Annotated in this window: 7 protein-coding genes; 2 read left to right on the forward strand and 5 right to left on the reverse strand. The window is 61.5% G+C overall.

The window, feature by feature from the left end; genetic code table 11:
• Positions 1-25 precede the first annotated feature (25 nt).
• The 5 genes from VGN12_26225 to VGN12_26245 all read right to left on the reverse strand — a co-directional run bounded on the left by VGN12_26225 (position 26) and on the right by VGN12_26245 (position 5,908).
• The gene (locus tag VGN12_26225) at positions 26-1,171 is read right to left on the reverse strand and encodes a hypothetical protein (GenBank protein ID HEY4312976.1); all 1,146 of its coding nucleotides are present in this window, start codon (positions 1,169-1,171) and stop codon (positions 26-28) included.
• A gap of 104 nt (positions 1,172-1,275) precedes the next feature.
• On the reverse strand, positions 1,276-1,956 hold the full coding sequence (locus VGN12_26230) for a hypothetical protein (GenBank protein ID HEY4312977.1): 681 nt from the start codon (positions 1,954-1,956) through the stop codon (positions 1,276-1,278).
• Positions 1,957-2,523: 567 nt separating this feature from the next.
• Positions 2,524-3,489, reverse strand: a complete 966-nt coding sequence (locus tag VGN12_26235; GenBank protein HEY4312978.1) for an aldo/keto reductase — start codon at positions 3,487-3,489, stop codon at positions 2,524-2,526.
• 156 nt (positions 3,490-3,645) lie between these two features.
• The gene (locus tag VGN12_26240; protein HEY4312979.1) at positions 3,646-4,914 is read right to left on the reverse strand and encodes an amidohydrolase family protein; all 1,269 of its coding nucleotides are present in this window, start codon (positions 4,912-4,914) and stop codon (positions 3,646-3,648) included.
• A 46-nt stretch (positions 4,915-4,960) separates the two neighbouring features.
• Positions 4,961-5,908 carry an alpha/beta hydrolase gene (locus VGN12_26245; protein ID HEY4312980.1) on the reverse strand — a complete coding sequence of 316 codons (948 nt, stop codon included), beginning with the start codon at positions 5,906-5,908 and terminating at the stop codon, positions 4,961-4,963.
• Between the two features lie 104 nt (positions 5,909-6,012).
• Here VGN12_26245 and VGN12_26250 point away from each other — a divergent pair, with 104 nt between their 5' ends.
• Both VGN12_26250 and VGN12_26255 read left to right on the forward strand, forming a co-directional pair.
• Entirely contained in the window at positions 6,013-11,331 is a 5,319-nt protein-coding gene (locus VGN12_26250; GenBank protein ID HEY4312981.1) for a ThuA domain-containing protein, read from the forward strand.
• Positions 11,332-11,448: 117 nt separating this feature from the next.
• Complete coding sequence (locus tag VGN12_26255) at positions 11,449-12,750, forward strand: sterol desaturase family protein (GenBank protein HEY4312982.1); 1,302 nt, start codon at positions 11,449-11,451, stop codon at positions 12,748-12,750.
• Positions 12,751-12,753 lie beyond the last annotated feature (3 nt).

Here is a 12,753-nt window from a genome sequence, read left to right on the forward strand (position 1 = left end):
TTCGACAGGCCAGGCGTCGCGGGTCTCATCCGACCTTCACCAGCGCCAGGATGATCTCGAGCGCGATCAAGACGATGATGACAACCTCCATGAACTCGGCACGGAACGTATCAGCCCGGTCCGATACGATTCCGTAGACGTCCTCCATCGTCCGCAGCGAACGCTCGATGCTGCGTTCCCAGTTGTCCAGGTGGAACCGGCCGGCGAGCATCCGGTAGACCCGGGCCAGGTATTGATCCCCCACCAACTTCAAGACGTTGCCGGTTCGTTCGAAGATGTCGTTCGCCTCCATCCGTAGCTCGCCGAGCGCCCGCAGCGGCAGCGAATGCGTTCGCCAGAACGGCAGGAACGACCGCTTCACGGGATGGATTAGCCGATAAGCCTCGCCCAACCGTCGGTCGAGCTGTTCGTCCAGAAAACGGAACTCGAGCAATTGCAGATTGGCAAACTCGATGATCTGCAACGTCTCGCCGCAGTCCTGATCGAGCAAGAACGCCGCCGACCATTCCGCCACGAACAGATCGCGCGGACCGTAGCTGATCCGGCTTTTCAGCGCCTCGTCGATCTCCTGAGGACTCAGCGGCTCGTCCTCGAGCCGCACCAACCCGGCCAGCCAGGCGCCATGTTGCACGACTAATTCCGCCGGCACCGGCAGCGGGCTGTCTGGCGGCAACTGAAAGACGAAATACTCCTCGCTCAACTCACTCCAATGCGGCAAATGAATCGCCGGCAACAGGTTCGCGTAAACCGGCGCGAAAGCTTGCCGTGCCGTGCGCACCAACTCCCCCGGCTCGGCCAGTCCGCGCGCCAGACGCATCAGCGCCGCGGGCGATTGCTGAAACGGCGCGCGCAACGCTACGCTGACCGCGCCGAAATCGAAGAGCGTTGCCTCGATCGTGACCTCGGTCTCGCCCAACTCAGCCAGCACCAGCCGCGTAGCCGGCAATTGAAAACGCAACGGGGGCGGTCGATAGGCGATCGACGATGGCGTCCGCGGCCGCCGGGGCAAGCTTTGCGACTCGGCCGGCACCAACTGCCGCGCCCGCTCGAGGTTCACCTCGCCACCGATATCAAACGCCACATGGATATGCAGCGTGCCGGCGAGGACTGCGCACGCGGGCACGTCGGCCGGCAATTCGCTTCGCGTAGTTTCCGCGCGGTCGCTGCTCATGGACTGCACAAACCGATAATGAAGCCGTATGGAACGGCCTCATCTTACGAGCACGCCTCGGCGGATGCCAGAAAGGCAAGGCAGCGCCGCGGCCAACAAATGATCTACCGATCCGTTTCGGGATAGATTTTGATAGGCTCTTGCGGCAGCTTGACGCCGGGAGGCAGCCGCGGTCGCGGCGCCGTGCGATCCAGCGGTGGCAGGCGTTTTACCTCAGGTTCACTGGCCACGGCATCGGCAGTGCCGGTCTTTGCAGGTGGTGCCTGCGATTTGCTCGTTGCGGGAGCTGTTGCGGTTGTGCGCGGTTTCACCGGCACGAGCGCCGCGCCGCGGGCCACATCTTCATAACGCATCACGGGAGTCGAGCCGGCTTGAGCTTTCCCGATCGTTCCTTGGGGGAACAGCCGTGTGCCGGTTCCATTTGGCGATTCCGTTATCACGGGCTTTTCCGCGGCGCGAAAAATCTGCATCCGGCCAGTATTCGGTACGAAAGGTTTTTCGACAGCCGGCGGCGGTGGCGATTGGGCCTTAATCGGTGAGCTTGGCGCCTGCTCGTTCGTCTTCGTAACCTGTACGGTTTGCGGCAGCTTTACCGGTGACGTCGCACGAAGCGGATTCGCCACGGCCGATGCCGTGGCATTGCGGGACGGCAGTCGATTGCGCGCGGCTGACGACTGTGCCGGACGTGCCGAGGGTGGTGTCGCGAGAACGCCAGTAGGGTCGGCAATGACCGACATAAGCAGCACAGCCAGGATGACGCCACGAACTTTTCGGGCGCTCGTCACTCGCGGCATACGATCCCCGTGACGGCGTGCAACACGACAAAATGGAACAAGGGCGCAGAGCGATGGCCCGAAAACATAACCCGCCGGTCGAGATTGTCAATTTTGCCGCTGCTAAGCGTCTCCAACTAATGTATTGCCCGAGTACGATATGAACATGCCAAACGACAGGCCCATAATTGGTGACTGGAAAGGAACGATTTATGGCATCGGTGGCGATCGCACCGACTGGCGCCTATCCGTTTGGCGTGACGGCAGGTACACGCGAAGAATATGTTCGTCGCAATCGTCGGAGGATCGGATCGACGAACATGGTACGTGGGAGCTTATTGAGGATGGCGAAGCGCTTTCGCTTGTCCCAGCAACTGGGGCACCTTCACGCTGGCGGATCCATGACGTCACTGGGTGCGAGAACGCAACCACGTTGCTCGTACTACGTCGAGTTGCTGTCGCGTCCCGTAATCTGCCTATTCTGCTATATCGCGTTCATCCCTCTTCGGAACTACCGATTCCGTTGGATGCACTCGGATTTGACGACGAATGATCTGTTCAACGAATACGTCCGCCTGCTTAAACAGCATTTCGCGAAACCGCTTTGCCACGTGCGGCCAGCGCTCTATCGATCGCGGCTAGTTGAGCCGCGCTCAATCGCCAGCCCAGAGCGCCGGCATTCTCGCGCAATTGCTCCGGACGCTTGGCGCCGCAGAGCGCTGTCGTGATGCCGGGACGATGGATTGTCCAATTAATGACAACCTCGGCGACTGACTTACCGGCCTCGCATCCGACCTCGCGCAGGGCATCGACCAGATCCTGGTTCTTCTGCCATTCTTCTCCCTGGAACATCGGATACTTCACCCGTCCGTCGGCCGGATCGAATTTGTGATCGCGCGGCAGCTTGCCAGCCAGTAAACCCTTCATCAGCGGCCAGTACACCACCAGCGACACCTGTTGCTCGATGCACCACGGCAGGATGTCCTCTTCGATCTCGCGCTGCAGCATGTTGTATTTTGGCTGGCACGCCGCCAAGGGGCAGACCGCGGCAAACTCTTTCAACTGGTCGAGCGAGAGGTTCGACGCGCCGACCGATCGCGTTTTGCCTTCGGCCAGCAGTTCCGCCAGAGCGCCGGCGGATTCGGCAATTGGCACCTGCGGATCGGGAGCATGCAGATAGAGCAATTCGACGCGGTCCGTTCCCAGACGCTGCAGACTCTCTTCGCACTCGCGCTTCAAACTCTCGCGCCGGGCGTCATGCACGCGCTCTCCCTTGGGACCCCAGTTCAATCCACCCTTGGTCGCAATGACCATCTCGTCGCGGCGTTTGCCCAGCGCCTGCCCGATCAAACGCTCGCTTTCGCCATCCGGGCCATAGTTGTACGCGGTGTCAACAAAGTTGATGCCCAGGTCCAGGCAGGACGCGATCGTGGCCCGACTGTCGGCATCGTTCACTCCCAGGCTCGTCATGCCGGCAATCGGCCAGCAACCAAGCGCAACTGGCGACACCCGAATATCGGTGTTTCCCAAGGAGCGAAGTTCCATGCAATTCTCAGCTCAAAATGTAGGGTGTGTCCTCGACACACCAGATGTCATCTGCAGATTTCACAGATGGCTGAAAAGACAAATTGCCACCGAGGCCACAGAGAACTCCGAGATTTTAAAATCTGCGTCCATCTGCGTAATCGGCGGATCACTCTGTTACGCTCGGTTCAAACGGCCCGCCTTAACCACGCCCCCTTGCATCACGGCGATGAATCGCGAGCGATCTTCGAAGACGCGAATATCGACGAGCGGATCACCGTCGATCACCAGTAGGTCCGCCAACTTTCCCGCGGCGACGGTGCCGAACTCGTCGGCACGCCCCATGATTTCGGCGCCAGTTTGCGTGGCCGAGCGAATGGCTTCGAGCGGTGTGAAGCCGACGTAGTTCACGAAGAAGCTGATTTCCTTGGCGTAGTCGCCGTGCGGATTCCAGGCAAAGCCATAGTCGCCTCCCAGGCCGATGCGTCCGCCGGCGCGTAGGATCATTCGCGCCGATTCGGCCCCACCTTCGAGCGTTTCTTGATGGCCATCAATCACCGCCTGCGGCAGTTTGAATTCCCGGCCGCGCTCGACGCTGGCGTACTCGAACTGCAAGGCCGGCACGACGGGCGTATTGCGAACGAGCAGCATGTCGAGCGCCTCGGCATCCATGAACGTACCGTGCTCGAGCGTATCGTAGCCGGCTTTAATCGCGTTCTTGATCCCTTCCGTTGCGCGGCAATGTCCGGTGACCTTCAAGTGATGATTGTGTGCCTCGGCCACCACGGCATGCATCTCTTCGAAGGTCATGCACAGCGTATGATGATCGTTAGTGTCCGGCGCCGCGGCGTCGCCGGTGGGGTACGTCTTCACCCATTCGACGCCATCCTTCACGAGCTTACGAACGGCGCCGCGCCCCTCTTCCGCGCCGTTGATCAGCAGGACCAGCCCTTCCATGCCGATTTTGCGAAAGTCGGGATTCCAATCCATCAAACCGCCGGCGCCACAGATCTCGCGTCCGCTGGCGGCTAGGCGTGGGCCGGGGCTCAGTTCCTCTTCGATCGCCTTCTTCAGCCACACGTCGATATTGAACAGGCTGCCACCGCTGCGGGCCGCCGTGTATCCGCATTCGAGCGCCAACCGTGCATTGGCCGCGGCCAACAGCGTGACGTATTCCACTGGATACTTGATATCCAGATCCTGCAGTTCGGCCACGTCGAAATAGGTGGGATGGAAATGCGCCTCGACCAGCCCCGGCATGATCGTCCCGCCGGCCGCGTCGATCCGTACGGCATCCTTTGGTATCGCCGGCGCACCGGCAGCAGGCCCGGCGTACGCAATTCGCCCATCGCGTACGACAACGGCCGCGTGCGGCACAGGCGGTGCCCCGGTCCCGTCGATCAATTGCCCGTTCTCGACGATGGTCGTGCCCGTTGCGTTTTTCATGAAAGCATCTTTCGGCGGCGGCTGGCTTCGCGACGACGGTTGTTCTTCACAACGATTCCAAGAAGTTCGTTACCAATCGCAGTGTCGTTTCGGTTTGCATCGAGTGAATCTGATGCCCGGCGGTCGCCACCTTCACGTGGGTCGCGTGTCGTAATGCGGCCACGGCACCCGCGGCGCGCCTATCGTCCAGCATGCCCCCTTGCGCCTCGTCCCCTTGCAATAGCAGCACGGGGCAAGCGATGCGCGACAAGAGCGACGCTTGATCATACCCGTCCATCCAGCGCCCTTCGACCAGCGGTGTCATCACAGCCGGATCGAGCTGCGCCAGGCAACTGGCCATGAATCGCAGCGCCGCCGGGTCGCGCACATCACCTAGCCGCAGCGGCTGCGCCTGGCCCGGCGCGTCGAGCGTCACATCGGCCAACCGCGCAGATAGCTCATCGATGCTTTGACTCGTACCCGCCAGCTTGCCGTAGGCCGAGAACATGCTGTGATAAACAGTCTGCCGAACGTCGGACCCCAGCAGACCAAACGGCGGATCTTCGAGGACCACGCCCCGCACCTGCTCGGCTCGCTCGGCCGCGACGGCAGCCGCGACCATCGCCCCCAACGAGTGGCCAAAGACGACGGTCGGCGTTTTGCACTGTTTTTCAATCGCCTGCACCGCGTCACGCACGTAGTCGATCACCAGGTAATTCGCGGCGCGCGTCGAACGGCCATGACCGCGAAAATCGAGCGCGAAAACTTGCCAGCGCGTCATGAGCATCGGAATCAGCGTGACATAATCCTGCCAGCGCCGCGCTACGCCATGCAGCAATAAAAGTGGCGCTCCGGAAGCGGGGCCGACCGCCAGGTTTAAGGTGACGTCGTCGGTGGTGAACTGCGTTTCGGTGAGCATTTCTTCGAAGGTTGTCTTCGTCGGAGGAGACTTGATCGAGCCGCCGCACGGCGTTTGACGTCGTGCCTGCCGGCAGCCCAAAATAGTCGCCGACACAGAAACTCCCGCCTCGGCGAATTTCACCTCTGAAAACAACGGGCCACACGGCTGCTTCGGCAGTCTATCGGTCCCGGTTTGATTTACAACAAGGCCCGCCCGCTATGCCCACTCCCGTTCGCTCACTTTCCACATTGCTGCTTTCGCTCATCCTCATAGCGCCGCTACTGGCAGCGGATCCGCCCGTCGATGCAGCGCCGGCCGATGCACCGCGCAAAAAGATCGTCCTCGTGGCCGGCACCAAAAGTCACGGGCCGGGTCATCACGAATACGAAAAGGGGGCGCGGCTACTGAAGGCATGCCTGGAGAAGTCTCCCAACGCGCCGCAACTGAATGTCGAAGTGCACACCGATGGCTGGCCCGCTGATCCGAAGACTTTCGACGATGCCGATACGATCTTCTTTTTCTGCGATGGCTCGGACCACGACGAGCGCGATCATCCGCTGTTGCAGCCCAACCGGTTGGCGACGATCGAAAAACAGATGCACCGCGGCTGTGGATTCGTGGCGTTGCACTACACGATCTTCGTGCCGAACGAAAAAGGGGGGCGACAGTTCCTTGATTGGATCGGCGGTTATTTCGACTATCAAAGCGGGCCCGGCGAGCGGCATTGGTTCTCGAAGATCGGCACGCACAAGACGACCGCCCAACCTGGCACGCCGGCCCATCCTGTTTGCGCCGGCCTTACGCCGTTCGAGCTGGAAGAAGAGTACTACTACAACCTGCGCTTCACGCCTGACGACAAACGGCTGGCGCCAATCCTGGTGACAGACATTCCCGGCGAGAAGGATCCGCAGGTCGTGGCCTATGCCGTCGAGCGTGCCGGCGGGGGGCGTGGCTTCGGTTTTTCCGGCGGACACTTCCACAGCAACTGGCAGGTCGAGAATTTTCGCAAGATGATTCTCAACGCCCTGTTATGGACGGCCCATGCCGTGGTGCCCGAAGGAGGCGTGCAATCGACATTGCCCGATTCCGGCGAGGCGACGAAGGCCGACAATCGCCCGATTCGCACGCTGCTCATTACCGGCAATCATCATCCGGCCCACTTGTGGCGCGAGACCACGCCGGTGCTGGTCGACTCATTGTCTGCTGCTGATCCGCGCTTTGAAATCACGGTGAAGGAAGATCCCGAGTTCCTGGCCGGTAACGACCTCGCCAAGTTCGATCTGATCGTGTGGAATTACTGCAATTGGCAAAAGCCTGGCCTGAGCGACAAGGCAAAAGACAACTTCATTAAGTTCCTGCAGGCCGGCGGCGGCCTGACGCTCGTGCATTTCGCCAACGGTGCCTTCAATTTCTCCCTGCCCGGTGCCGCGGATTCGGACTGGCCGGAATACCGCACAAAGATCTGCCGCCGCGTTTGGGACCATACTCCAGGCAAGAGCGGTCATGACGCTTACGGTCCCTTCCGCGTCGAGATCACCGATCGAGATCACGAAATCACGCGCGGGCTGACTCCCTACGAAACGACCGACGAATTGTATTTCCGTCAGCAAGGGGACGAGCCGATTCACGTCCTGGCCACGGCCCACAGCCGGATCACAAACAATGACGAACCCATGGCGTTCGTTTACGAGTATGGGCGGGGGCGGGTGTTTCAGACCGTGCTCGGTCACGACGCGGCTTCGCTGCGCGATCCTGGCACGAGCGCCCTTGTACGGCGCGGCTCAACCTGGGCCGCCCGGCGCCCGCAACAGACGGCGACGGAAAGCGCCGCGGCGAAGACGATGCCAATCGAGAAGCCAACAATCGACCCAGCGCGCGATGCGCTGTTTGGTGATGCACTCGATGGGCGAAAGCAACGTGCGGTTGCGGCCGTACGTCCGGAATATCAAAAGCCGCCGCTAACGGTCGAGTGCCGCACGCGTCTGCACGGCAAGGCGGGCTTTAACCTGCTCGTGGCCAACGGCCCCAAGGAGTCGAGCACGCACTGGGAAATCTACACCGCGGCCGGCACCGGCACGTTCAGCGCTTATCTTCCAGGCTTCACGCCGGACGTGATTGATTCCGGCATCCCGGTCGTCGACGGCGCCTGGCACGATTTGGCCATGATCTACGAACCGTCGCGCGTGCGAGTTTTCATCGACGGCCGGCAAGTCATGGATCGCGAATTAGCAGCGCGCCCTGCCCAACCCAACCCAGGTCCGCTCTATTTCGCCAGTTATCCACCGCAAGGCATGGGCTGTGACGGGCAGTTGGACGAAGTGCGCATTTCGCGCGGCGTTCGGGAAATAAAAATTCCTGCCAAGCCGTACGACGCTACCGATGCGACCATCGGACTGTGGCACTTCGACGAACCCAAGGCCGTCGCGTACGCTGACGTGTCAACGCTGCAAAACAAGGCCGTCGTTGAACCGGCCGGCACGCCGGCCCCGCTCAGCGATGCCATTGTCCCGCACGATGGCGAAACCGATATCGCGGCGGTCGATCCGCAGTTGCAGGCCGTGTTGCTCGATCGGTCACGCACCGAATCGTTCTTGGCCGTGAAGGCTGATTCCGAAGGGCGCTTATTCGTGGGCGGACGTGAAGCGCTGTTCGTCTACGAACCGGACGCCGCAGGCGGTTACGCGGCAAGGCAGGAGTTGTTTCGCTTTCCGGCCGACGCCTGGGTCTTCGACATCGAAATACGCGGCGACGATCTGTACGCCATGACGTCCAGCGCCCTGTATCTGTTGCCCGGAGCGCGCACGCGCCGCGAAGGGATTGAAGCGAAACGCCTGATCTGGGGCATCCCGGTCGATGTCCATATCAGCTTTCACGGTCTGGCGTGGGGACCGAATGGTGACCTGTATTTCACCGCCGGCGATCCGCTGTTGAACTACGGCGATTACAACCGGGCCGACCATTGGGGGCATTGGACGATCTATAGCCAACCCACCGGCACGAAGACCCAGTACACAGGCGTCGGCGGCGTTTTTCGTTGCCATTCCGACGGCAGCGGGTTCGAGGTCGTCGCGACCGGCTTGCGCGGACCCGGTGGTCTGGTGTCCGACCACGACTGGAATCTGTTCACCAACGACAACGACCACGAGTCGCTGCCGCAGCACTACGTACCCGCCCGGTTGCTGCACGTGACGTCGCAGGCAGATTTCTCCTGGCCACGCGGCTGGATGGGAGAGAAGACGCCCGATCGCAAAGAACTGTTGGAAACGATGTTCACCGGCATGGGGCGCGAGGTTCCGATCGGTCAGACCTATTACGACGAAGATTACCTGCCCGCCGCGCATCGCGGCCATTTGCTGGTCGCCGAGTGGGGCCGGCTGGCCGTGGCCAGTTATGAATTGAAACAGCGCGGCGCAAGTTACATCGCCGCCGAGCAATTTCTGCTCGCCGGACGCACACATGCGCGGCCGGTCGGGCTGGGCGTGGGACGCGGCGGACGCGTGTTCGCCACGATCGCCTACATGGCCCATAACGAAGGTTCGCCGGTGTACACCAGCGACCTGGTCATGCTCACGCGGCGCGACGATCCGGTGGACCGGCCCTTCGCCCCCTACGACGTGACGAAGCTCGCGACCGATGCTCTGTGGCGCGAACTAGATGCGGGCTCTTGGGAACGCCGTAATCGAGCTCATCAGGAAATCTTGCGTCGCGGCGGGGACATCTTGAGTGCCGCCGCTACGCGCTTGCGCAATGCGAAACCGACCGATGCAAGTGCCAAACATCTCGTTTGGTTGGCTGCAGCCAGCAATAAGTCAGACGCCCTCCAGCATCTGGCGGCGTTAGCGAACCAAAATGACTCGCCGCTACGCTTGCAGGCCCTGCGGGCGCTTGGTGCATCATCCGGTGCGGTCGCAGCACGCGAAGTATTCGCTCGTGCATTGGCCGACGATGATCCGGCCGTGCAACTCGCGGCATTGGCCGTTTGGTTCACGCTGCCAGATCCGCCGATCGACGCGATCGCTTTGGGGCCGGCGCGCAGTGCCGACAGCTATGTCCGCCAAACTGCGATGCACCTGCTGGCACGGCGCGCGCCGATCGAAAAGCTGGCGCGTCCCGAGTCAAAAGATACCGCAACACGTTTGGCCGGCGTGCTGGCCATGGGCACGCGATTAACCGTACCGCCGGCAACGGGCCCCGTACCAGAATCCTTACCGCTGACCTACACCAGCGGCAACGCGTTCTTCGACCTTCAATACGTCGGCGAAAAGATCGACCTGCGCAAGCTCGCGCGCGTCGGCAGCTTTACCATGGCCGAGTGGTGGAAGGCCGTGCCGCACACCGAGGAGCAAGAAAAGCTCTTCGCCGCGCTCAAAGAATCTCTTGCTGACAGCCACGCGATCGTCCGCCAGCAGGCGGCGTACTACCTCTATCTACTCAACGATCCGCGTACCGAAGCGCAACTGGCCGACGTCGTGGCGGCCGCGGCCGAAGAGCAGTTGGCCAAGATCGAACATCCCACGATCGACAAAATTTGGATTACCGGCCCCTTCGCTTCGAAGTCGGCTGCTACGAATGCACAATCGCCCGAGTCTGGCGCCGTCGATCTTGCCGCCGAATACACCGCGCCGCGCGGATCGGTGCAGTGGCAAACCCTCGCGGCTGGCCCTGAAGGACGATTCGCACTACCACAGGCCGACGCGACGGCCGGCGAAGATACGTTTTACGCCTATTGCCGGCTGCAAAGCGGCGTCGCACAGCGCGTGCGGTTCATCGTTACCTCGTCGAGCGCCGTGAAGATTTGGCAGAACGGCGTGCCGATTTACGAGAACGCCGTCGTGGCGGGCAACCATCGCTTTGCCAATACCGTGCTATTGCCGCTCGAGCCAGGCAGCAACGACTTGCTGATACGCCTGCGCGACTTGCGGGCGGCGGTCGGGGGCGACTTCGGCTTTGATCTGAAATACACGGCCCTGCCGACCGTCGTCCCGACACTGCCCGAAAAGTTGGGGCTGGGCACGCTCGCCGAACGACTGAAAGATGCCGCGGGCGCGCAGCAGTCGGTCGAGATTCCCGCCGCGTTCCTGTCCGTCGATTGGTCACAGGCGGTGCAAGCCGGAGACGCTGCCCGCGGGCGCAAGCTGTTCGGCGCCGACGCGCTAGGTTGCGTGAAGTGCCACGCCATCGTGCCGGGCCAATCCTCGGGGGGCGGCCCTAGCCTGGCCGAAGCGGCCAAACGCTTTACCCCCGCGCACCTGGTCGAGTCCGTGCTGCTGCCCAGCAAGCAGATCGCTCCGGTGTTTCGCGCCGCACAACTGGTAACGACCGACGGGCACGTCGAAACGGGGCTGGTCACCGGTGAGACCAACGACCGCTTGGAACTGCTACTTCTCAACGCCACGAAGAAGACATTCGCCAAAAGCGACATCGCCGAACGTCATCCCAGCGATATCTCGGCCATGCCGGCCGGCCTGGTAAAAACGCCGGACGAGTTACGCGACCTGCTGGCGTACTTATTGAGCGAGAATCCGCAGGCGCCGTAGGGAAGCCCATGCTGTATTCGAGTGCCGATTTTCAGCCGTTGACGCACCCGTAACCTTGCGCGAGAATTGACTTTCTGACGCCCCTTCTCGCTTCGTGACCCCGTTCGCCGTTCGATCATGGGCACATTCGTCGACACGATTCTCGGTTCCGGCATCAACTACGTCAGCTTGGCGGTGCCGTTTTTCTTTCTGCTGATGGCCATCGAGATCGTGGCCGGCATTGTCGAGCGCAAGAAGCTGTACCGCTTCAACGACTCGATCACGGACCTCAGTTGTGGGATCGTCGATCAGATCCTGGCCATCTTTTTGAATGTGCTGCTGTTCGCTGGTTACCTGTATCTGTTCGACCACTTCCGCCTACTCGAAATCGCGGATGCGTCGCCAACGGTGAAATGGGTGGCCGCCATCGGCCTACTGTTCGGCGTTGACTTTTGCTTCTACTGGTTTCACCGCATCGCGCATGAATATGCCGCGCCGTGGGCCACGCACGTCGTGCATCATCAAAGCGAGGAATACAATCTCTCAGTCGCGCTGCGGCAAAGCGCGTTCGAAGGCTGCTTCGCCTGGGTCTTTTATCTACCACTGGCCGTGATTGGCTTTCCGCCGATCTGGTACGTGTCGATGAAGGGTATCAACCTGCTCTACCAGTTCTGGATCCACACCGAGGCCATCGATCGACTCGGCCCGCTCGAGTGGGTCATGAACACTCCGTCGCATCACCGCGTGCATCATGCGCGCAATCCAAAATATCTCGACAAGAACTACGCCGGCATGTTCATCATCTGGGATCGCCTGTTCGGCACGTTCGAGTGTGAGGTCGAACAGCCGGTCTTCGGCATCACCAAACCACTTAAGAGCATGAACCCGCTGTGGGCCAACCTGGGCGGTTGGGTCGAGCTGTTCGAGGACGCCTGGAACGCGCCGCGCTGGCGCGACAAGTTCAAGATCTGGTTCATGCCGCTGGGCTGGATTCCACCAGGCCTGCCCGAGCGCCCACGCGCCCAAGAGGTGACCCGGGCAACGGTCAAGAAATACGACCCGCAGCTACCGCGCGGACTGAGCGCGTACGTACTCGTGCAGTTTGTCGTGGTGCTGGTTTTGGGGGTCGCGGTGACGACGCTCGCCGATCAGCACGCCCCCTGGCAAACGCTCGCTCCGCCGGCCGTTTTCGTGCTCTGGTCACTGGGGAACTTTGGCGGCATCTTCGAGCAAAAGGGTTGGGCGCTACCGGCCGAAATCGCCAGACTGCTGGCGCTGCCCGCTGGCGCCGCTCTCTGGCCCGAACTTGCCGAGTGGCACACACCGGCCACGATCAGCGCGACGATACTGTGCGCGGTTTCCGTGGTATGGCTCGTCAGCTACCGCCGGCAATTCGTCGGATCGATCGAACAGCACGAGCAATCATCCGCCGCGGCGTAGTAC

It is taken from the genome of Pirellulales bacterium (assembly GCA_036499395.1).
In the GTDB taxonomy this organism is placed as follows: Bacteria; Planctomycetota; Planctomycetia; order Pirellulales; family JACPPG01; genus JACPPG01.